The sequence below is a fragment of the Alphaproteobacteria bacterium genome, assembly GCA_015231795.1.
In the GTDB taxonomy this organism is placed as follows: Bacteria; Pseudomonadota; Alphaproteobacteria; order Rhodospirillales; family WMHbin7; genus WMHbin7.
Map to the genome: position 1 here is coordinate 245,436 of JADGAX010000004.1, position 20,577 is coordinate 266,012.

General features: G+C 59.1%; 20 protein-coding genes. 11 read left to right on the forward strand and 9 right to left on the reverse strand.

The annotated features are described in order from the left end of the window. Positions 1-97 precede the first annotated feature (97 nt). On the forward strand, positions 98-1,276 hold the full coding sequence (locus HQL44_11200) for a glycosyltransferase family 4 protein (protein ID MBF0269147.1): 1,179 nt from the start codon (positions 98-100) through the stop codon (positions 1,274-1,276). On the opposite strand, the gene HQL44_11205 is transcribed toward HQL44_11200, so the two are convergent. Genes HQL44_11205 through HQL44_11215 form a run of 3 tightly spaced genes read right to left on the reverse strand, consistent with a single transcriptional unit; the run spans position 1,273 to position 2,714 of the window. Continuing rightward, complete coding sequence (locus tag HQL44_11205; protein MBF0269148.1) at positions 1,273-1,863, reverse strand: hypothetical protein; 591 nt, start codon at positions 1,861-1,863, stop codon at positions 1,273-1,275. The two genes, HQL44_11200 and HQL44_11205, sit on opposite strands and share 4 nt — an antisense overlap. Then, positions 1,860-2,474: a glutathione S-transferase N-terminal domain-containing protein gene (locus HQL44_11210; GenBank protein MBF0269149.1), complete on the reverse strand. Its 615-nt coding sequence runs from the start codon at positions 2,472-2,474 to the stop codon at positions 1,860-1,862. The genes HQL44_11205 and HQL44_11210 overlap by 4 nt, the downstream gene beginning before the upstream one ends. Further along, the gene (locus HQL44_11215) at positions 2,475-2,714 is read right to left on the reverse strand and encodes a hypothetical protein (protein MBF0269150.1); all 240 of its coding nucleotides are present in this window, start codon (positions 2,712-2,714) and stop codon (positions 2,475-2,477) included. A gap of 66 nt (positions 2,715-2,780) precedes the next feature. Between HQL44_11215 and HQL44_11220 the strand changes: the two genes are divergently transcribed. From HQL44_11220 to HQL44_11255, 8 genes are all read left to right on the forward strand, one after another. Further along, on the forward strand, positions 2,781-3,551 hold the full coding sequence (locus HQL44_11220) for a glycosyltransferase family 2 protein (protein ID MBF0269151.1): 771 nt from the start codon (positions 2,781-2,783) through the stop codon (positions 3,549-3,551). After that, positions 3,548-4,240 carry a TVP38/TMEM64 family protein gene (locus HQL44_11225; GenBank protein MBF0269152.1) on the forward strand — a complete coding sequence of 231 codons (693 nt, stop codon included), beginning with the start codon at positions 3,548-3,550 and terminating at the stop codon, positions 4,238-4,240. The genes HQL44_11220 and HQL44_11225 overlap by 4 nt, the downstream gene beginning before the upstream one ends. Positions 4,241-4,387: 147 nt before the next feature. Next, positions 4,388-4,696 carry a co-chaperone GroES gene (gene groES / locus HQL44_11230; protein ID MBF0269153.1) on the forward strand — a complete coding sequence of 103 codons (309 nt, stop codon included), beginning with the start codon at positions 4,388-4,390 and terminating at the stop codon, positions 4,694-4,696. Positions 4,697-4,709: 13 nt separating this feature from the next. Continuing rightward, complete coding sequence (gene groL, locus HQL44_11235) at positions 4,710-6,365, forward strand: chaperonin GroEL (GenBank protein ID MBF0269154.1); 1,656 nt, start codon at positions 4,710-4,712, stop codon at positions 6,363-6,365. A gap of 87 nt (positions 6,366-6,452) precedes the next feature. Next, entirely contained in the window at positions 6,453-6,701 is a 249-nt protein-coding gene (locus HQL44_11240; GenBank protein ID MBF0269155.1) for a hypothetical protein, read from the forward strand. After that, positions 6,694-6,981: a type II toxin-antitoxin system RelE/ParE family toxin gene (locus HQL44_11245; protein ID MBF0269156.1), complete on the forward strand. Its 288-nt coding sequence runs from the start codon at positions 6,694-6,696 to the stop codon at positions 6,979-6,981. The genes HQL44_11240 and HQL44_11245 overlap by 8 nt, the downstream gene beginning before the upstream one ends. A gap of 195 nt (positions 6,982-7,176) precedes the next feature. Then, on the forward strand, positions 7,177-7,419 hold the full coding sequence (locus HQL44_11250; protein ID MBF0269157.1) for a type II toxin-antitoxin system Phd/YefM family antitoxin: 243 nt from the start codon (positions 7,177-7,179) through the stop codon (positions 7,417-7,419). Continuing rightward, positions 7,416-7,859 (forward strand): PIN domain-containing protein, encoded by a 444-nt coding sequence (locus tag HQL44_11255; protein ID MBF0269158.1) that lies wholly within the window; start codon positions 7,416-7,418, stop codon positions 7,857-7,859. The genes HQL44_11250 and HQL44_11255 overlap by 4 nt, the downstream gene beginning before the upstream one ends. Here HQL44_11255 and HQL44_11260 read toward each other — a convergent pair. The 5 genes from HQL44_11260 to HQL44_11280 all read right to left on the reverse strand — a co-directional run bounded on the left by HQL44_11260 (position 7,856) and on the right by HQL44_11280 (position 13,887). After that, positions 7,856-10,288 carry a glycogen/starch/alpha-glucan phosphorylase gene (locus tag HQL44_11260; GenBank protein MBF0269159.1) on the reverse strand — a complete coding sequence of 811 codons (2,433 nt, stop codon included), beginning with the start codon at positions 10,286-10,288 and terminating at the stop codon, positions 7,856-7,858. The genes HQL44_11255 and HQL44_11260 overlap by 4 nt on opposite strands. A 528-nt stretch (positions 10,289-10,816) precedes the next feature. Next, entirely contained in the window at positions 10,817-11,134 is a 318-nt protein-coding gene (locus HQL44_11265) for a hypothetical protein (protein MBF0269160.1), read from the reverse strand. Between the two features lie 136 nt (positions 11,135-11,270). Next, on the reverse strand, positions 11,271-12,365 hold the full coding sequence (locus HQL44_11270) for a beta-lactamase family protein (GenBank protein ID MBF0269161.1): 1,095 nt from the start codon (positions 12,363-12,365) through the stop codon (positions 11,271-11,273). 227 nt (positions 12,366-12,592) lie between these two features. Beyond that, a complete protein-coding gene (locus HQL44_11275) occupies positions 12,593-13,420 on the reverse strand; it encodes an ion transporter (GenBank protein ID MBF0269162.1) in 828 nt (275 codons plus the stop codon). 110 nt (positions 13,421-13,530) lie between these two features. Continuing rightward, on the reverse strand, positions 13,531-13,887 hold the full coding sequence (locus HQL44_11280; GenBank protein ID MBF0269163.1) for a DUF4189 domain-containing protein: 357 nt from the start codon (positions 13,885-13,887) through the stop codon (positions 13,531-13,533). A 687-nt stretch (positions 13,888-14,574) separates the two neighbouring features. Here HQL44_11280 and HQL44_11285 point away from each other — a divergent pair. After that, positions 14,575-15,396, forward strand: a complete 822-nt coding sequence (locus HQL44_11285) for a helix-turn-helix transcriptional regulator (GenBank protein ID MBF0269164.1) — start codon at positions 14,575-14,577, stop codon at positions 15,394-15,396. A gap of 352 nt (positions 15,397-15,748) precedes the next feature. Continuing rightward, on the forward strand, positions 15,749-16,498 hold the full coding sequence (locus HQL44_11290) for a response regulator transcription factor (GenBank protein MBF0269165.1): 750 nt from the start codon (positions 15,749-15,751) through the stop codon (positions 16,496-16,498). Here the strand turns inward: HQL44_11290 and HQL44_11295 are convergent. After that, positions 16,465-20,418, reverse strand: a complete 3,954-nt coding sequence (locus HQL44_11295; GenBank protein MBF0269166.1) for a response regulator — start codon at positions 20,416-20,418, stop codon at positions 16,465-16,467. The genes HQL44_11290 and HQL44_11295 overlap by 34 nt on opposite strands. Positions 20,419-20,577: the final 159 nt, after the last annotated feature.

Sequence of the window (20,577 nt, forward strand, 5' to 3'; positions counted from 1 at the left end):
CTCAGGATGAGGCTTGATTCAAATTCCCAGCATCCTCATCCTGAGGAGCGAAGCGTCTCGAAGGATGGGGATGCCTGCTTTGAACCGAAATCCGGACATGCACCTCCCCATCGTCATCAATTGGCAGGCCGGGACCGGCTCGGGCTGGGGGCTGTACGGTTTCAATCTCGCCTTGCATCTGCATATGCAAGGACGCGATGTTCGGCTTTTATGGCCACCTGCCGATTGCCTGGCTCCACCGCTTGAAAGCCGCCAATTTCAGGCAATCGCGCAGCAATCTTACGAGCTGCAAGACCATTTCCGCTGCTTGGGCGAAGGCCAGCGCCTGGAACTGCCCGCCACCTTGCTGCACGGGCTGGGCGAAGAATTATTGCTCCCACCCATGGGCGGGCGCGAAATACGGGGGGCGAAAAACGTCGGCGTCACCTTCTTCGTCGATCCGGCGCTGGGGGCCGAGGCGCGCGCCATCGGCCATGGGTTGGACGGCGTGATCGCAGGCTCGACCTGGAACGCCGTGCTGCTGGAAGCGGCAGGCGTGCCCCGCGTGCATCTGGTCATTCAAGGCATTGATACCGGCGCATTTCATCTGGCCCCCAAGGCGGGCCTGCTGGCGGAACGCTTTGTCATTTTTTCGGGCGGCAAGCTGGAATTCAGGAAAGGCCAGGATATCGTGCTGGCCGCCTATCGCCAGTTCAAGCGCCGCCATCCCGAGGCCCTGCTGATGGCGGCTTGGCACAATGGCTGGGCCAAATCGGCGGCCAGCATCGAATTGTCGCCGCACGCCATGCCCCCCGTCCCCCTGGACGGCGACGACAGGCCGGACATCAAGGCCTGGCTGGCGCTGCAAGGCTTTGGCGACGACGATGTGCTGCTGCTGCCCGAACTGCCCAATTTCCAACTGGCCCCCCTGCTGCGCGAAGCCGATCTGGCCCTCTTTCCCAGCCGCTGCGAACCCGGCACCAACTTGCCCGCCATGGAAGCGATGGCGTCGGGTCTGCCCATCATCTTGTCGGCCAATAGCGGACATCTCGATTTCGCCGACCCCAAGATCGCCTATGTGCTTTCACAGCAGGGGCGTGTGCAGGACGTGCCCTTTCATCGTTCCACCGAAGGCTGGGGCGAATCCTCGGTCGAAGAAGTGTTGGCGGCGATGGAACGAGCCTATGAAAAGCGAGATGAAGCGAAAGCCCTGGGATTGGCGGCGGCTTCGCATCTGGTCCCGTTCAGTTGGAACCGGCAATTGGATCGGTTGATGGCGATTGTTGACGCTGCCTAACTATTCCTGACTTCCTCGCGCAGTTCTTCCAGTATGGCCCTGAAGCCTTCGGCGTCGCCGTAATCGACAAAGCGGCTGTAGCGGGCATGGGGATTCTTCACCCGCGACGCATGTTTGATCGGGCACCAATATTGCTCGGTCCGGCTGGCCACTTCACTGACCAGGGCCGCCAGCCCGTTGGCGTAACCGCAATAGACGCAGTTCAGCTTCTCGACCGCGTTGAGATAGGCCAGTTGATGGCGGTCGATGATGATGTAATCGGAGCGCTTGGCGGGTTTGATGCCCCAGATCGGAAAGCAGACCGCCTGATAAAGGGCGACCGACAGATCAAGGACCGCGAAGGGAACGATCAGGGAATAGATCACCGGCGCCGTGATCAGTCGCGACAGTTGCGAATGGCGCAGGAAGGTCAGCAGCCCGGTCTTGAGCCGCTTGTGTCTTTCCCGGATTTCGCTTTCAAAGACGACCCGGCCTTGCTCGATCTGGTAATTGAACAAGGCCCGCTTGGCATCCAGCCGCGCTTCCAACGCCTCTTCCACCTCGCGCAGCTTGGCGAGAAGTTCCTTGGTTTCAAGGTCGAGCATCATCCCACCGCCATGCCACGCTGCACCGCAGGCCGTGCCGACAACTCGGCAAGCCAGCGCGCCACATTGGGAAAGTCGCCGATGTCGATTTCCTGGCGCGGATGCACCGCGATCCAAGGATAGGCCGCCATGTCGGCGATGGAATAATCGCCCGCCATGAAGGCGGCTTCGCCCAGGCGCCTGTTCAGCACGCCGTAAAGCCGTTTGGTCTCGCCTTTGTAGCGCTCGATCCCATAGGGCACCTTCTCGGGCGCGAAATGCAAAAAATGGTGGGTTTGGCCCAGCATCGGCCCCAGCCCGCCCATCTGAAACATCAGCCATTGCAGCGTCAAGGTTCGCCCGCGCCGGTCTTGCGGCAGGAACTGGCCGGTTTTTTCGGCCAGATAAATCAGGATGGCCCCGGATTCGAAGACCGTGATCGGCTGGCCGTCCGGCCCATCCTGGTCTTGGATCACCGGAATTTTGTTGTTGGGGTTCAGGGCCAGGAAGCCAGGGGTGAACTGCTCGCCCTTGGTGATATCCACTTTATGTAGCCGGTAGGCCAAGCCCATTTCCTCGAGCGCTATGGAGATTTTGCGCCCGTTGGGGGTGGCCCAGCTGTAAAAGTCGATCATTTACAGCACCGTCATCCTAAATTCACGAGGCGAGAGCGATTCCTCGCGCTCGACGGGGATGCCCTGATAGAACCAAAGATCGGCGGCCACCCCGCCTTCGTCGGGCGGACGCTGGGCAATCCAGTACTTGTCCTTCAATTCATTGAACAAACCCGGTCCAACCCGGATCAGGTGGGGGGTTTTGCCACGCACGGCGCACTCGGCCACCGCATCGCGCAACTCAGTCAGGACATCGCTCATATTTCTTTATATACCATTCGGCCACAGCTTGCCAAACTTGCCGCACTCTGGATAATGCGCCGCATCATGATTGAGATACCCGCCCCTTTCGCCCCGCCGCCGCCTTGCCGCCAGGTTTCCGTGGTCGTGCCCGCCCAGAACGAAGATGAAAACGTGGTGCCGCTGATCGAGGAAATCGATAAGGCCCTGAACGGCTTCATCGATTTCGAGATGGTCTTCGTCGATGACGGCAGCACCGACGCCACTTGGCAGCGTCTGCAGCAGGCCAGAACCCGCTTTCCAAACCTTGTCATCCTGCGCCACGCCAAGGGCAGCGGGCAAAGTGTCGCCATCCGCTCGGGCGTTAAGGCGGCGCAGTATCCCTGGATCGCCACCCTGGATGGCGATGGACAAAACGATCCGGCCGACATTCCCGCCCTGGTCAAAGCGCTGAACGCGCTGCCCCCGAACGGACAGCCGGTCATGATGGCGGGCCAGCGCGCCAAGCGCCGCGACACTTGGCTTCGCCGCTTTTCATCTAGGGTCGCCAATGGGGTGCGCCAGTTCTTGCTGAACGACGCCACGCCCGACACCGGCTGCGGATTGAAGCTGTTTCCCCGCCAATCCTTCCTGGACATGGCCCATTTCAACCATTTGCACCGTTTCTTGCCCGCCATGATGATCCGCCAGGGCGGGCGCGTCCTCAGCGTGCCGGTCAACCACCGCCCCCGCGAGCGTGGCATGTCCAAATATGGTCTTTGGAATCGCCTGTGGGTGGGTATCGTCGATCTGTTCGGCGTAATGTGGCTGATGACCCGCCCGATGGCCCCAAAGGTGACGGAAGTCGAAGGCCGATGAGCCAGGCCCGGCTTGCCCGAAAGGTCCTGATCAAGGGCGCCATCCTGATCTTGTCGCTGATTGCCGCCGGTTACGCCTTGAAATGGCTGGGGATCGGCACGGATCTCAGCGAACATTGGGTCGACAACGCCGTCAAGGGCCAGGGCTTGAAGGGCGAAATGGCCTACCTGCTGGCAGGCAGCCTGCTGGTCGGGGCTGGCTTTCCCCGCCAAGTCGTTTGTTTCATGGGCGGCTACGCCTTCGGCTTCCTTGAGGGGCTGGGCTGGTCGATGCTGGCCTCGGTGCTGGGCTGCGTGCTTTGCTTCTATTACGCCCGCCATCTGGGCCGTTCGCTGGTACAGCGCTGGTTCGGGGCCAGAATTCAAAAGATCGACGGTTTTCTGGCGGGCAATCCCTTTACCATGACCCTGCTGATCCGCCTGCTGCCCCTGGGGTCGAACCTGTTGACCAACATCGCGAGCGGCGTCTCCAGCATCAAGCCAATGCCCTTTTTTAGCGGCTCGGCCTTGGGATATATCCCGCAAACTCTTGTTTTCGTGCTGCTGGGCAGTGGCATTCAGGTCGATACCGGGCTGCGCACCAGCCTAAGCGTCGCCCTTTTCGTCGTCTCGGCGGGGCTTGGCGTGTTCCTATATCGGCGCTTCCGCAAGGATCGCGGCCTGGACGCCGATTTGGACGAAGAGAATTAGACCTCTCTAAATAAAGTGATTTCCGCAAATTTTGGTCCGTCCGCTTGACAGGGGCGGCTTCCTGCACTATTTGGTTAGCACTCGCCGGCCTTGAGTGCTAACAAGCCGGGGTATCCTAAACTTTCAATTATGACGGAGAACGAACCCATGAAGTTCCGACCGCTCCACGATCGCGTCGTTGTGCGCCGCATCGAGCAGGAGGAGAAGACCGCCGGGGGGATCATCATCCCCGATACCGCCAAGGAAAAGCCCCAAGAGGGCGAGATCCTGGCCGTTGGCCCGGGTGCCCGCGAAGACGGCAAGCTGGTTGCGCTTGACGTCAAGGTCGGCGACCGCGTGCTGTTCGGCAAGTGGTCCGGCACCGAGGTCAAGCTCGATGGCAAGGACCTGATCATCATGAAGGAATCCGACATCATGGGCGTGATCGAATCCTCGCCCGCCAAGAAGTCGAAATAAGGAGCGCGCCAACATGGCTGCCAAGGACGTTAAATTCTCCACCGATGCCCGCGCGCGCATGCTGCGCGGCGTCGATATCCTCGCCGACGCCGTCAAGGTGACGCTGGGCCCCAAGGGCCGCAACGTCGTCATCGAGAAGTCGTTCGGCGCTCCTCGCATCACCAAGGACGGCGTGACCGTCGCCAAGGAGATCGAGTTGGCCGACAAGTTCGAGAACATGGGCGCACAGATGGTGCGCGAAGTGGCCTCGAAGACCAACGACATCGCCGGTGACGGCACCACCACCGCCACCGTTCTGGCTCAATCGATCGTGCGCGAAGGCTGCAAGTCCGTGGCCGCCGGCATGAATCCGATGGATCTGAAGCGCGGCGTCGACCTCGCGGTCGAAGCGGTGTTGGAAGACCTGAAGAAGCGCACCAAGAAGATCACCACCGGCCAGGAAATCGCCCAGGTCGGCACCATCTCGGCCAACGGCGAAGCCGATATCGGCCAGATGATCGCCAAGGCAATGGAAAAGGTCGGCAACGAGGGCGTGATCACGGTGGAAGAGGCCAAGGGCCTGGAAACCGAACTGGACGTCGTGGAAGGCATGCAGTTCGACCGCGGCTACACCAGCCCCTATTTCATCACCAACGCCGACAAGATGATCTGCGAGCTGGAAAGCCCGTACATCTTGTTGTTCGAAAAGAAGCTCTCGGGCCTGCAGCCCCTGCTGCCGGTGCTGGAAGCGGTCGTTCAGTCGGGCAAGCCCCTGCTGATCATCGCCGAGGAAGTTGAAGGCGAAGCCCTGGCCACCCTGGTGGTCAACAAGCTGCGCGGCGGCCTGAAGGTTGCCGCCGTCAAGGCTCCTGGCTTCGGCGATCGCCGCAAGGCCATGCTGGAAGACATCGCCATCCTGACCGCCGGTCAGGTGATCAGCGAAGATCTCGGCATCAAGCTGGAAAGCGTCACGATGGCCATGCTGGGCAAGGCCAAGCGCGTCACCATCACCAAGGACGACACCACCATCGTCGACGGCGCTGGCAAGAAGGCCGACATCGAAGCCCGCTGCAAGCAGATCCGCGCGCAGATCGAGGAAACCACCTCGGACTACGACAAGGAAAAGCTGCAAGAACGTCTGGCCAAGCTGGCCGGCGGCGTGGCTCTGATCAAGGTCGGCGGCGCCACCGAAGTCGAAGTGAAGGAACGCAAGGACCGCGTTGACGACGCGCTGCACGCCACGCGCGCCGCCGTCGAGGAAGGCATCGTCGCCGGTGGCGGCGCCGCTCTTCTCTACGCCGTTCGCTGCCTCGAGAAGGTCAAGGTTGCCAACGACGACCAGAAGGTCGGCGTGGAAATCGTGCGTCGCGCTTTGCAGACCCCGGCTCGTCAGATCGCCGAGAACGCGGGCGAAGACGGCGCCGTGATCGCTGGCAAGCTGATGGAAAGCAAGGACACCAATTTCGGCTTCGACGCCCAGAAAGGTGTTTTCTGCGACATGATCAAGGCTGGCATCATCGACCCCACCAAGGTCGTGCGCACGGCTCTGCAGGACGCCGCCTCGGTGGCCGGTCTGCTGATCACCACGGAAGCCATGATCGCTGAAAAGCCCAAGAAGGACGGCCCCGGCATGCCCGACATGGGCGGCATGGGCGGTGGCATGGGCGGCATGGGCGGCATGGACTTCTAAAGTCCAGCCACCTAGTTGCCTAACGCATTGGGGCCGCCCTTCGGGGCGGCCCTTTTGTTTTGGGTCGGCTGAAGCTATAATGACGCCATGAACAAGATGCTTGAGAAAGCCTTGACCGAATTGCAGCGCCAGCCTGACGACATGCAGGAATTCGTGGCGTGCCTGATCTTGAACGAGTTGGAAAGCGAGAAGTCTCTTTCCTCGCTCGAAGGCAAGAACCAGCTTCGCAAGGCCATTCAGCTTGGACTGGATCAATTGGACGAGGGCCAGGGACTGGATGGAGCGCAGGTTCTGTCCGAGTTGAAAAGCATGCGCGATCAAAGGCGCCATGCCTGATTTTATTGTCGCCCCGGCGGCCAGGCAGGACTTAATCGACATCTGGAATTTTGTTGCCGATAGCGACACAGCTGCGGCAGACCGTTTGATCGACAGGTTCGATGAAGCGTTCGCACGACTTGCCGCCGCGCCGGGCATTGGGCATCAGCGATCCGATCTGACAAGCCAGCCCGTTCTATTCTGGCCCGTACTTCGATACCTGATCGTCTACAGGAAGGGCACTGCCTTAGAAATCGTCCGCGTTCTCAGCGGCTACCGGGATATTCCAAGCCTTCTTTAGCTTTGTTGCGGCATGAGCGGCATGGACTTCCAAAGTCCACGCCCCGATCACGCGGCCGCGCGCCTGGGTTGGTGGGGCGGCCGGTAAGCGGACGCGCATCAAGCACTGGGCCGCCTTTCGGGGCGGCCCTTTTGTTTTGCTTGATCATTCCAGCACCTGGCGATATTGTAGTGTAATTATCTACATGAGGGTGCCATGCGCCATGTCTCAGCCGCCGACGCCAACCGGCACTTCTCGCAATTGCTTCGCAACGTTCAGGAAGGTGAAAGCGTGACGGTGACGTCGCACGGTCGCCCGGTCGCCGTCATCTTGCCAGCCACCCCGGCCTTGGCTGAACCGAAACGGCTGGCCCGCGCCAACTTGTTCAAGCATCTGTCCGCCCAACCCGCCATGGGCATCAGCTTTGATCGTGACGAGTTGTATGAGGATGAGGCGTGATCGTCGGCCTCGACACCAATATCCTGGCCTATGCCGAGGGTGTGAACGACGCGTTCCGCCAGGAACGCTCTGTTGCCCTGCTTCAGGCCCTTCCGGCAAATGGCGTCATGGTGCCGGTGCAGGCGTTGGGTGAGCTGTTTCGCGTCCTGACGTCAAAAATGAAGCGGCCAAACCAGCAGGCCAGAGACGCCATCGCCTGTTGGCAGGATGCTTTTTCCACCTGCGCAACCACCGCAACGGCCTTTCAATCCGCTTTGGATTTGACAGTTGCCCATCGCCTTTCGATCTGGGATGCGCTGATACTCAGCGTCGTTGCCGAGAATGGATGCCGGATCCTTCTTTCCGAAGACATGCAACACGGCTTCACATGGCGGGGCACGACCGTCGTCGATCCATTCTCGGAACCGACGCACCCACTGCTTATGCAAGCGACATCTTAACCCGCCGTCACCGGCGTCAGCTTCCAGATTTCGGCGTTGTATTCTTCCATCGTGCGGTCGGTCGAGAACTTGCCGGAGCGGGCGGTGTTCAAGATGCTCATGCGCGTCCACTTGTCTTGGTCGCGGTAAGCCGCCGCCGCCTTTTCCTGCGCTTGGACGAACGAGCCGAAATCGGCCGCCACCAGCCAAGGATCGTGCGGGCTGCGAATGGCGTCGATGATGGAATCGAACAGCCCCTTTTCGAAGCGGTTGAAATGGCCGGATTCCAGCAGTTCCATCACCCGCGCCAAATCGGGATCGGCATCGATGATGGCCTGGGGATCGTAAGCGGCTCTGGCGGCTTCCACCTGCTCGGCCGTCAAGCCGAACAAGAAGAAATTTTCCTCGCCCACTTCTTCCAGAATTTCGATATTGGCCCCGTCCAGCGTGCCGATGGTGACGGCCCCGTTCATCATGAATTTCATGTTGCCCGTTCCCGACGCCTCTTTGCCCGCCGTCGAAATCTGCTCGGACAGATCGGTGCCGGGCGCTATGACTTCCATCGCCGATACGCGGTAGTTGGGCAGGAAGGCCACCTTCAAGCGGCCATCGATGTCGGGGTCGCTATTGACCACATCGGCCACTTTGCAAATCAGGCTGATGATGCTTTTCGCCATCTTGTAGCCAGGTGCTGCCTTGCCGCCGATCAACACGCAGCGGTTCGTCCAGTTGGCGTTGTCGCCGTTTTTCAGGCGGGCGTACAAATGGATGACGTGCAAGATGTTCAAAAGCTGGCGCTTGTATTCATGGATGCGCTTGACCTGCACGTCGAACAGGGCGTCGGGATCGAAATCGACCTTGCAGTCATGCCTAACCATGCGGGCTAGGCGCTCCTTGTTCAGCCGCTTGGTGCGCCGCCACTGTTCCTTGAAGGAGGCGTCGTCGATTTTGCCGGCCAGGGCGCTTAACTGATCCAGCTTGGTGATCCAGCCTTCGCCGATGACGTCTGAGATCAGGCGCGACAGTTCGGGATTGGCCGAGGCCAGCCAGCGGCGTTGCGTGACGCCATTGGTCTTGTTGTTGAACTTGTGCGGCCATAATTCGTAGAAATCGCGAAACAGACCCTTTTGCAGCAGATCGGAATGCAGGGCCGCCACGCCATTGACCGAGAAACTGCCCGCGATGGCCAGATAGGCCATGCGTACCTGCGGATCGGGGCCTTCTTCGATCAAGGACATGCGGGCCATGCGAGCGCTGTCGCCCGGCCAGCGGCGCGACACTTCGGTCAGGAAGCGGGCGTTGATCTCGTAGATGATTTCCAAAAGGCGCGGCAACAGCAAGCCAAACAGGCGAACCGGCCACTTTTCCAGCGCTTCGGGCAGCAATGTGTGATTGGTGTAGGCCATGGTCGAGGTGACGACCCTCCAGGCCTCGTCCCATTCCAGGCCTTGCTCGTCCATCAAGAGGCGCATCAGTTCCGGCACGGCGCAACTGGGATGAGTGTCGTTCAACTGGAAACAGTTCTTGGCGGCGAATTGCGAAAAGTCGTCGCCATGATGCAATTCCCAGCGTTCCAGCACGTCTTGCAGACTGGCCGAGGCCAGGAAATATTGCTGGCGCAAACGCAATTCCTTGCCGTTCTCGCTGGCGTCGTTGGGATACAGAACCATGGTGATGTTTTCGGCGGCATTCTTGGCCGCCACCGATTCAGGATACGAACCGGCATTGAACTCGCCCAGGTCGAATTCGTCGGTCGCCGCAGCGCTCCACAACCTTAATACATTCACCGTGCCATTCCGGTATCCCGGCACCAACACGTCATAGGGAACGGCCAGCACATCCTTGCTATCCACCCAGCGCACGTAAAGACGGCCCCTTGGATCGCGGTAATGTTCGGTGCGCCCGTAATATTGCACGCGCCTAGTATGTTCGGGGCGCTCCAATTCCCAAGGATTGCCGTCTCTCAGCCAATGATCGGGCTCTTCGACCTGGCGTCCGTTCTCGATGTTCTGGCGGAACATGCCGTATTCATAGCGGATGCCATAGCCCATGACCGGAAAACTTAGACTGGCGCAGCTATCCAGAAAGCAGGCGGCCAGACGGCCCAGGCCGCCATTGCCCAGCCCCGCATCCTGTTCGTTGTCAATCAGCTCTTCCAAATCCAGGCCAAGCCGTTTCATCGCCGCTTCGCTGGCCGTGCCCAGCCCCAGATTGAGCAGCGCGTTGGACAGGCTGCGACCCATCAAGAATTCCAGTGACAGGTAATAGGCGTGCTTGGCGTCCGCCGCCTCATAGGCGTTGCGCGTTCTCTTGTAGCGTTCCATCAAACGGTCGCGCACCGCCAGCACAAAGGCGCGGTAGGGATAGTGCGACGAACGGCAATGTTTGTCGCGCCCCAAAAGGCTGCCGAAATAGCGGCGCACATCCAGGGTCAGTGCCTCTTCGTCCATGCCAAGCGGTGGAAGCTCATAAAGCAACGAAGCGGGTTTGCCGCTTCTAAGCGGCTTCATCCGCGAAGGTCCGTGATTCATCGGCAATTGTCCCCGATTTGCTGTCATTGACGCACCCCAGGACAGGATAACCCAGTTGGGTGGGAGCCGGGAAGCGACGCTGTTTGGATAGCATGGGTCCGGCCCCATTTTCGCCGTGAATTTTATAATATGTATTTCTACCTGGAATGTCCATGGCTAGTGGCCCATTCCGACATTTGCGCCCCGTCGCGGCAGTCTCGAAAGCAAATGTCGGAATCAACAGGACCACTAGCAACTATATGTTTCTAGTGGAGCTTTTGTATTTGACATTCGAGATCAAGCGCGCTGACCGTGGGACTCGAATGTCAAATTCGCTCCACTAGTGGCCCATTCCGACATTTGCGCCCCGTCGCGCCACTAGCGCATGAAAATGCCGACGAACGCTAGGGGCATCCGTCGGCATTTTGCATTTATACCGGTGCGGCGTTTTTAGCGCCGCAACAGCGATCAATCACCCCAATTGGAGTACTTTTCGCAGATCTTGTTGGTCTTAGCACCCTTGGCGGTCTCGGAGAACTTGGCCAAGCTGCCCTTGAAGTCTTCAGGCGTCTCGTTCCACATGCAGGTACACCAAGCTTCCGCCTTGGTCTGACCGGCGATGGGGCTCTTTTCTTCGCCGCCTTCGTACTTCTTCAGCGCATAGGCCTTGCAAGCCTTGTACTGAGCGTCTCCGGCGGGAACCTTGTTGTACTCGTCGGCCGCGAAAGCGGCGCTTGAAACGCTCAACGAGAACAGAGCGGCAAGCATAATCATCATCGACTTCATGTAACGCTCCTTTTCTGCATGTCGGCTTTGAGGCCGCCACGCTTGATATGAACGGCCAATCCGCTCACATTGCTTTGGGGAAGGTCTTTCCCCTTTCCAATTCGCGCCGGGAAAACGCCCAGCGCCAAGCCGCAAATCATCTGCGCTTTTTTGACGGATCCTTCTCGGATTTCTCCGCCTTGAACAGCGCAATCGCCACCTTGTCCGTAACGCTCTCGTCGCTGATCGCGTTGCCGTTCGTCATGAAGATGATCGCCGTTTGACGCTCGGGGTAGTACCTCACCTCGGCTTCGAACCCATCTTCCAGGCCATCATGACCGACCCATTGGCCCCACTTGCTTTCGCCCAACTGAACGCCCAAACCATATTCTTCATCGTGAACCGAAGGTTTGATCATGCGCGCCAGCGTGCTGGGCTTGAGCAGCTTTCCGTCTCTGAACAGCGCGAAGACGAAGCGCTCAAGGTCACCTGCCGTCGTGACCAGCGGGCCATCGCCAAGCGGGCTGTTCCAGGCAGACTGGCTAACATCCACCTCCTCGCCGTCTTCCTCCAGATCTGCGTAGCCGTGCGCCAGCTTCACGTTTTCGCCTGTGGCGCCGACCGTCGTGTCGCGCATCCCGGCCTTGTCCAGCACGCGCTTTTGCAGCGCGCTTTCGAATGACGCGCCATCGGCTTGCGCCACAACGGCGCCCAACAAGACATAGTTGCTGTTGCTGTATTCATGCGCCTCGCCGGGGCGCCCAGTCGCCTCTTCCTCAAAGGCGAAGGGCAGCACGCGTTCCGGCGTCAGGCGGGTTGTGTTGGCATGGTAGAATTGCGCAAAATCGTCGGTCAGGTAATCGGGAATGCCCGATGTGTGATCGAGAAGCTGACCCAGCTTGGCCTTTTTGGCGTTGGGCAGCTTTCCGATATTTGGCAGCTTGCCCACCAGCGACGCCACTGGCGCGTTTTCGTCCAGCTTTCCTTCCTCGATCAACTGCAGCGCCGCCGTCGCCGTCGCCAACTTCCCAACCGACGCTACGTAGAAGCGGCTGTCCGCCTCGACCGGCGTCTTGCGACGCCGATCAGCCATTCCCGATACGGCCAGGATGCGTTGCCCCGGCATCGAAACCAGCAACACGCCGCCGGGCAAATCCTCTTGCTCGACATAGCCGTCAAGGATCTTTTGAATGGCGCGCTCCTGAACGGGCTCCGCTTGCGCAGACGCGATAGTCAACAGGATACCCAGCATGACAAGGACCCTTTTTGACGCGAAGAAACACATATGTCTTGCCGCCTCAGTTTGCATTGTGGCCGATTCGTAAAGTTGCGTTGTCGATCGCATCGTCGCGCGCGCACCCAAGGCGTCTGCATCCATCAAATTTGATGCAGCGCCTTCCCCCCCCATCGAAATCCATGACTGATGGATTTCACCGTCCCAGTCTGTATCGTCAGGGAACCCCCGTTCCCCTTTGCCCACTATTCCCCGGCGGGCCGGTGCGGCACCTTGTCGGGCGCCATTTCGGTCAGCAGCGTGCGGATGTATTTGACGTCGCCTTCGATGATCGCCAAACGCATTTCATTCGACTCTTCGCTCATCTCGACGCCCTGTTCGGCCATCTTGGTGCGGGCATCCGCCTCCTTGGCCTGTTCCATGGCGTCAACGATGATGCCGAACAGCAGGTTCAAGGTGGTGAAGGTCGTAAAGACGATGAAGATGACGAAGAAGATCCACGCCCTGGGATGATGTTCCAGCACGTCGGATGCGATATCCGGCCAGCCTTCCAACGTCATCATCTTGAACAGCGTGAAGAAGGTCGTTCCCAAATCGCCGAAATGGGCGGGAACGGTCTTGCCGAAGAAGTTGGTGCCCATGATCGCCGCCACATAGTACATGACGAACAGAACGGCGGCCACCGAACCGCCGCCGGGAATGGCGGCGAACATGCCGTTGATCACGCGGCGCATGGAGGGAATCGCCGAGGCCAGACGCATCAGTCGCAGGACGCGCAAGGCTCGCAACACGGCAAGTTCGCCGGTCGCCGGCGCCAGGGCGATGCCAACCACGATCAAGTCGAACACGTTCCAGCCGTCCTTGAAGAAGGCCAAGCGCCTGACCAGCAGCTTCATGGCGATTTCGATGCAGAAGATGACCAGACAGGCATTGTCCAGAACTTCCAGCAAATGGTGGGTCTCGGGCGTAAGTTCCATGGTCATCAAACCAAGGATGGCCGCGTTGGCCAGAATCACCCCGATGATGAACCACTGGAATGTCTTGTTGTCGACGATCTTTTCGATAAGACCCATGTCAGGCTCCCCCAAACGATTTCATGTCATAGCTACGAATTTATTGCCCTTGGCGCGCCAGGAAAGGCCCCCTTGCGAGGACCCTTCCTGTGCGCCAAAGCGCTAGCGGATTAATTGTCGCAGTCGGAGACGACGATCCTGCAGCCCGAGCCGCATTCATCCAACGCTTTCTTCTTCGCCGCGGATTCGCTGCTGCCCCAACCGATGCCTGAATATTCCTTGGAAACGGCATAGGCACCGCAGGTGTCGTAGCGCACGGCAACCTTGCAGCTTTTATTGCCCGCCTTCTTGCATTCGCGCACGGCGTCGGCCCCGGCTTCCTCGCGGGTCGAACCAGAACCGACGCCGAAGCCGACATCGCTGGCCCCGATCCCCGCTTCGTCGTCAACCGCGATGGCGCCAGCTGCCATGGCCATGCCGGAATGCAGAACCAGGGCTGTCGCCGCGGCCAGAATCAATTTTCTCATACCCTCACCCTCCTGGATGTTTCATTAAGCAGCCCATGAATTCGTGTGAATTCAATCGAGTGGCTAGCTTATATTTTTGATAGTAAATTCAATATATGGATAATATGTCGATGGGATATTGACAGCCATCCACAGCTTGGCGTTTTCCCGAATCCTACCCAAAGATGTCATGTCCATGTTTGCAATGGGTTGTTTTCTAAACAGGCCGCATCCATCCGAGGGTTCCCTCGCTGACAAGCGGACTGCGGGCATTTCATTAGCTAATCGATCGAAAACTTATGGCTTATTTTGCGTGAAGCCGTTGTTTTACCATTCCGGCAAATCAGGTAACTTCCTGGCATGCGGCTCCTTTCCAAAGAACAAGTAATTGCTTTAACGAACAGGGGCGGCATGGCGCGGTTCAAACTTTTGCGGCTTCGCTTCGTCAGATTAGTTCATGGGTCTTGAATGTCTTTCCTTGATCCTTTGCCGATGTCGACACAGCAAGACCAGCCCCTTGCCCTGGATCGGCTGCATCAATTAAGCAACTGCCTTATTGACATCTATCAAGTCGATACGCGTTGCGACCGGTCAAAGTTCATCGACCTTATTTTTGACCGCTACGCCAAGCTGATTGCGCATGACGCCGCCCTTTGGAGCGGCACGCGGTACGGACCCAGCTTTCCCCACGACCCCGCCATCCACTACATGCATTTCTACAATCTGCCCAACGAGATTTCTGCTTTCTGGCAGTTGCCGGAAAATTATGAGGCGCGGGCGAAAATGATCGCCCATCAGCTGGCAAATCCTGGCAAAGGGAATATCGTGAATGCGCACACGCCAGGCTTTGAGCGAGTATTTCCCCAACTGTTCTCCAGCCACGGCATCCGTCATCTTCTTGCCATCTACCTGCTCGACCCAGCCACGAAACTATTCAGCATTATTTCCCTCTATCGCTTTAAGGACGTTCCCTATACGGAGTCCGAGCGCTGTCTTCACGAGCTTGCCTCGCCCCACATCCAAGCGGTGTTGCGCTCGCAGGCACTGGCTTTTTTAGACCATTCTGTCGCCATGCAAGATCGGGGAAGCTCGATGGCCGTCGCCGATTCCGGCGGAGCGCTCCATCACACCCATCCCTTGTTTCTTGAAATCATCAAGGAGGAATGGCCGGACTGGCAGGGTCCCCAATTACCGGGGGCCATCGCGCCACGCAACTTATTGAATGCGACGCCTTGCCAATTTGTCGGAGTCAGAATCGTCATTCTGTCTCAACCCCAGGGAGAATTGTTTCTTCTTTCCGCAAGGCGCAAAGACCGCTTCGACGATCTGACACGCAGAGAAAAGCAAGTCGCAGGCCTGTTCGCGAGCGGACTTAGCTATAAGGAAGTCGCCCGTCAGTTGGAAATTTCCCCGATTACGGTGCGCAACACGCTGGCCAACATTTACAAGAAAGTCGGCGTTTCTGATAAAGGCGAACTGACGAATATCCTGGCGTCGCGCACCTTGCGAAGCGGGCCGGACAAGCCGTAACCGCCTAGAGCAGATTCACGTATAACTCCGCGTCGCAGAGTGACTCGGAGTTATACGAGCGTGCGCTATCCAAATGTGCGGCTTTGATGCATTTGTACTATTTACAGCCCGCGCACTGAAATGAAACCCTTCCCTTAATTACGATGACGAAAAAGTACGGGGAGTGCGGAAATGTCACCGATCCTGCGAAGAAGGGGTTGAGCGGCGATTTCGCCGATCAGTATGCGCCCCCGTAGATCGACGCTAATTATCGCACGATCCGCCAAAAGGCTTATAACCCCTTCGCTTCTTGTGAATAAGAGCTTGAAGAACTATAATTTTTCCCCAAGAGGCTTGTTTGACGTGAAAAAGAATGTTTGAAAATAGCCAGCTGATATCGAGGGCGAGTAGAGAGGCTCGGCCCAGCCTTGTCGTGCTGGATGATGACCCGGTCACCAGATCGATGATCGGAAATTACTTTTCCGGCGAGGGGTTCGACGTTCAGGAAGCCGGAACCGCTTCGGAATGCCGCAAGATCCTGAAGCGCGGCCCGATTGATTTATTGTTCGTCGACATACGCCTTCCCGACGCCAACGGCATTTCCTTTTCCCAGGAAGTGCGCGCCGCCAGTCAAGTCGGCATCATCTTCGTGACCCAGAACGACAATGAAATCGACCGCGTCGTCGGATTGGAATCGGCTGGCGACGATTACGTGACCAAGCCGGTCAATTTGCGCGAATTGATGGCGCGCGCGCGCGCCTTGTTGCGCAGGCGAAAGCTGTACAGCGCGCCCGGCAAGCGGCCCACCATTCTGTCCTTCGGCCCCTATATTCTTGACCTGACGCGGCGCGAACTGGCCGTCAATTCCGGCGAGCAGATCGCCTTGACGCGCGGCGAGTTCGACCTGTTGGCGGCCCTGGTCGAAGCGGAAGGACGGCCCCTGTACCGCGATTTTCTGGCCGAAGTGGTCAGCACGCGCTCGGGCGAAGGCGATACGCGCACCGTCGATTCCCTGGTTTCCCGCCTAAGACGCAAGCTGAACCTGTTGAGTGGGTTAAGCACCGTCATCGTCACAGTGCCCGGCGTCGGCTACAGGTTCGCCGCCCCCGTCGTTTCGTCCTGATCCGCGCCAAGGCTGCGCGAGGCGGCGCCCAGCGCCTCCAAGCCGGATCGGCGCGCCTTGCGAAGCATGCCGACCAGCGTCTGAAGATGCGCTGTAGAAGCGCCTCGCGATTCTTCCTCGACCCGCCCAGCCTTGTCGGCCACATCCACCAAGCCAAGCGGGCCTGCCGCGCTACGCATTCTGTGCGCCTGGGCCTCGACGGTCTGATTGTCGCCCGCCAGGGCAGCCGCCTCCATGACATCAATCATGAGACGCGACGACCTTTGAAACAAGCGCGCCAGGCGAATCATTTCGCCAGCCCCCAACATCTCCAACTGCGCGCTAATAAATCCTTTGTCCAGGGCGTTGCCGCGCGGATAGATCGGCAGGTCAGGCAGCTCGATCTCGTCAAGGGCCTCTTTCAACTTCTCCATCTGCACGGGTTTCGATACGCCGCCATCCATGCCCGCTTCCTCGCATTGCCGCCAAATGTCTTTGGACAGATCGGCCGTCATCGCCAGAATCCGCAGCCTGCCATGGCGATCCTTCTCCCACTGCCGGATCCGGCGCGTCGCCTCCATGCCGTCCATGGCGGGCATGCGCAGATCCATCAGAATCGCATCGACGTCGGCGCCGGGCAGCGCCTTGATCGCATCCTTGGCGCTCTTGAAGCAAGTGGGGCTGTGGCCAAGGCGCAACAGCAATTGCCTGGCGACGCGCAGATTGATTTCGTCGTCATCCACCACGAAGACCCGCAAACTGGGCGTTGACGACTGAACTTCGCTAACCTCGGCTTCAAGAATGGGCTTTGCCGCTTCAACTTGGATGTCGAGTAGGAATTTGCTTCCCGTCCCCACTTGGCTGTCTACGGTCAGCGTCCCCCCCATTTGAGCGGCCATGCGCCTGGATATGGCCAGACCCAAACCAGCGCCGCCATATCTTCTTGTTATCGAATCGTCGGCCTGCACGAAATCGCCGAAGATCGCTTCGCTCATTTCTTCGCCAATGCCGATTCCCGTGTCGATGACGGCTGCTGACAGGCGCAAGTTATCGCCATCTCCCCGAACGCAAAGGTCCGCCGTAATGCTTCCCGCATCGGTGAACTTGACCGCGTTGCCCAATAGATTGATCAAGATACGCGTCAGCTTGATATGATCGCAGCGTATCCAAAGCGGTTGCTCCGGGCGCACCTTCAAGATCAGGTCAAGGCCCTTCGCCTGCGCCTGCGGGCGGATCAGCGCCAGCGTGTCGGCCGCCAGCCGATGCAGCTCGACGTCGCTCAAGGCAATCTCGGGATCTTTGACGCTGCTGCGGCCATATTCCAAAATACTCTCGACCAGATAGCGCAAATTATTGCCAGCCTCTTTCGCCGTGCTCAGCAATTCGCGCGGCCCCTTCTCGAGCGAGCGTGGATCAAGCAGTTGCAGCATGCCTAGCAGGCCATTCAAGGGCGTGCGGATTTCGTGGCCGATGATCGCCAGAAAACGCGATTTCATTTGATCGGCGGATTCAGCCGTTTCCTTGGCCCGTTTGGCCTCCTCCTCTCCCGCCATCGCGCGACGCATGGCCGCCTCCGCCTCGCTCGTCTTGGCCGCCACCTGCAAGGTTAGCTCCCGTTCGCGGCGCAGATAATAGAGCTTGCGCCCGTGCCAAAGCCCAACCAAGGCGGCAAGACAGGCCAGCGCGATCAACAGCCTGAACCACCAAGTTTGATGCCAGGCGGGCAGAACCAGAATATCGAGGCTTGCCGGTTCGGCGTTCATGCTGCCAGCGCTGTTGCTACCCTTGACCTCCAGGCGATATTTTCCCGGCGACAAATTGGCGTAGCGGATAAAGCGTTGGCGCGCCGGAATGCTGATCCAATCCCTGTCGCTGCCCACCAAGCGGTAGGCATAGCGGATCTTTTCAGGCGCCGTGAAATCGAGCGAGGCGAATTCCACCGAAAAGCCGCGATGTTCTGGATCGATGGCGATGGCGCCTGATGCCGCAACCGCCCTGCGGCCAACACGCACCTCGGTCAGCACCACGGGCGGCTTGAAATTCCATTCCGGAAGCGGACCGGGACGGATCACCACCATGCCGCCGAAGCCGCCCAGCGCCAAGGTTCCATCGCCAAGCCTTGTCGCCGATCCCGCCCAGAAGGTGCCGATCTGAGCACCTTGCGCCGCTTCGATGGTGCGAATTGAAAAGTCCTTGGGATCGATGACGGCCAAGCCGCCGCCGGTTCCCGCAAACATCAATCCATCGGCGCCCTCAATCACCGACAGAACCGTGTCATGAGGAAGCCCTTGCTCAACGCCCAAACGTTTGAACTTCGGCTCTCCCGGCTGCGTAGGATCGAATATGACGATGCCTTCGCCTGTGCCCAGCCAGAACCTACCTAAGCTGTCCGACCCAATGCTGGCAACGACGTCGCTGCGCAAGCCATCGGGGTTGCCTGGATCGGCGACGAAGCGGCGGAATTTGCCCTCCTTCTCGTCTTCCAGCAGGTTAAGCCCCCTTTGCGTCGCCACCCATATTCGGCCCAGCTTGTCCTGGCCCAACGCCATACCGCTTGCGTCGCTGATGCTGGTTGGATCGTCGCGCGACGGGCGAAAGAATTTAGGCGGCGCATTCTCGGACGCGATTAGCGCCAGCCCTTCCGAACCCGTCACCCAAAGGCCCCGCTTGTCCAAAAGCAGGGCGCGCACATCCGTGTTCGCCAAGGGCATGTAGGGAGCGGTCTGTCCACTTGCCGGATCGACCCGATACAGGCCCGAGGGAAGACCGACCCACAGCTTGCCGTCGCCGCTGTCAAGAATGGTCTGGACGGTGCCGACCGGCAGGTCGCCGGGCTGGTTGCCGGTTGGAATGGATTTGAGCACATTCGAGACCGGATCGAGCAGGGCGATGCCGCCTCTTCTATGGCCAACCCACACGCGGCCCTTTTCCGATGCGGCAAGGCTTCTGACATCCGTTCCTTGAAACCCCCTCGGCGGGCTGGGAACGATGGTCATGATCTGTCGGTTGACGGGAAGGCTGTAGCTGACGCCTGCCTGTGTGCTGGCCCAGACGATGCCCGAGCGGTCAACCAACAATCCGGTGACCGAATTGTCGCCAAGGCTGGCTGGCAGAGAGGGATTGTTCTGGAAGTGTCTGGTTTGGAAGGACGGCGTGCGAAGCTCGCGAATTCCGTTTCCGAATTCGCTGACCCACAGCACCCCCGGACCAACTTCAACGATGGCGGAAACCTGATGTCCGGTCAGCGGCAGGGTCGGCTCGAAATTCAACTGACCTTTTTCCACATCCACCGTGCCGACGGAGCCCTTCCCGGTTCCGAACCAAATTGTGTTGCGGCTGTCCTCGAACAAGGCCGTCAGTTTCCCGACCTTGGGGCGCGTCGGCATAGCCACGCGCTGGAACGGCTGATCGGCATCATCCTTTCGCATCAAGCCTTCGGCGCTTCCCACCCATACGCGGCCCTTGCTGTCGACGAGAAGGCTGGTCACTTCGCCTTGCGGCATGCCCTCTGCCGCGCCTTGCGCTTTCCAATCCCCCGTCTTGGAATCCAGCTTGGCCAAGCCTCGCCTGCCCGCAATCCAAACGCCGCCCTTGTCGTCACTGGCCAGATCGAGCACCCGGCCAACGCCGCTGCCATTGTCGCGATAGGAAATGAATTTGCGGTTTGGCGCGTCGAACCTTGAGATGATTCCGGATGCGCTGCTGATCCACAACCTTCCCTGCCGATCCGTGTGCAGATGGGTAACGATGTTTTCAGGCAGCGAGCCGTTGTCCTTTTCATCGTGTCTGAACACGGACAGGCGCAGCCCATCCCAACGCGCCAAGCCGCCAGGCGTCGCCACCCAGATATATCCGTCGCCGTCCTGCTCGATCGAGAAGGCCACCGGATAGGGCAGTCCATTGGCGGAGTTCAAATGTTTGAAGGCGGGCGGAACGACCATATCCCAAGGCAACGCCTTGGCAAGGGCAGCTTGTCCGCAAAGGACAAGGCACATAACACAGTAAAGGAAGATACCTAGGCGACGCACAACGAACTCCAATGTCAGGCAACTTTTTATGGTAATGTCTTCGTAAGCGCTGCGTCCAGGAAAAGGGTGCAA

Excerpts from the sequence above, each read along its gene's own strand:
- HQL44_11295 (MBF0269166.1), bottom strand. The coding sequence starts at position 20,418 with ATGGTCGTTCCGCCCGCCTTCAAACATTTGAACTCCGCCAATGGACTG.
- HQL44_11200 (MBF0269147.1), top strand. The coding sequence starts at position 98 with ATGCACCTCCCCATCGTCATCAATTGGCAGGCCGGGACCGGCTCGGGC.
- HQL44_11215 (MBF0269150.1), bottom strand. The coding sequence starts at position 2,714 with ATGAGCGATGTCCTGACTGAGTTGCGCGATGCGGTGGCCGAGTGCGCC.
- HQL44_11210 (MBF0269149.1), bottom strand. The coding sequence starts at position 2,474 with ATGATCGACTTTTACAGCTGGGCCACCCCCAACGGGCGCAAAATCTCC.
- HQL44_11245 (MBF0269156.1), top strand. The coding sequence starts at position 6,694 with ATGCCTGATTTTATTGTCGCCCCGGCGGCCAGGCAGGACTTAATCGAC.
- HQL44_11280 (MBF0269163.1), bottom strand. The coding sequence starts at position 13,887 with ATGAGAAAATTGATTCTGGCCGCGGCGACAGCCCTGGTTCTGCATTCC.
- HQL44_11285 (MBF0269164.1), top strand. The coding sequence starts at position 14,575 with ATGCATTTCTACAATCTGCCCAACGAGATTTCTGCTTTCTGGCAGTTG.
- HQL44_11275 (MBF0269162.1), bottom strand. The coding sequence starts at position 13,420 with ATGGGTCTTATCGAAAAGATCGTCGACAACAAGACATTCCAGTGGTTC.
- HQL44_11265 (MBF0269160.1), bottom strand. The coding sequence starts at position 11,134 with ATGAAGTCGATGATGATTATGCTTGCCGCTCTGTTCTCGTTGAGCGTT.
- groL (MBF0269154.1), top strand. The coding sequence starts at position 4,710 with ATGGCTGCCAAGGACGTTAAATTCTCCACCGATGCCCGCGCGCGCATG.
- HQL44_11220 (MBF0269151.1), top strand. The coding sequence starts at position 2,781 with ATGATTGAGATACCCGCCCCTTTCGCCCCGCCGCCGCCTTGCCGCCAG.
- HQL44_11270 (MBF0269161.1), bottom strand. The coding sequence starts at position 12,365 with ATGCTGGGTATCCTGTTGACTATCGCGTCTGCGCAAGCGGAGCCCGTT.
- HQL44_11250 (MBF0269157.1), top strand. The coding sequence starts at position 7,177 with ATGCGCCATGTCTCAGCCGCCGACGCCAACCGGCACTTCTCGCAATTG.
- HQL44_11240 (MBF0269155.1), top strand. The coding sequence starts at position 6,453 with ATGAACAAGATGCTTGAGAAAGCCTTGACCGAATTGCAGCGCCAGCCT.
- HQL44_11225 (MBF0269152.1), top strand. The coding sequence starts at position 3,548 with ATGAGCCAGGCCCGGCTTGCCCGAAAGGTCCTGATCAAGGGCGCCATC.
- groES (MBF0269153.1), top strand. The coding sequence starts at position 4,388 with ATGAAGTTCCGACCGCTCCACGATCGCGTCGTTGTGCGCCGCATCGAG.
- HQL44_11290 (MBF0269165.1), top strand. The coding sequence starts at position 15,749 with ATGTTTGAAAATAGCCAGCTGATATCGAGGGCGAGTAGAGAGGCTCGG.
- HQL44_11205 (MBF0269148.1), bottom strand. The coding sequence starts at position 1,863 with ATGATGCTCGACCTTGAAACCAAGGAACTTCTCGCCAAGCTGCGCGAG.
- HQL44_11260 (MBF0269159.1), bottom strand. The coding sequence starts at position 10,288 with ATGGACGAAGAGGCACTGACCCTGGATGTGCGCCGCTATTTCGGCAGC.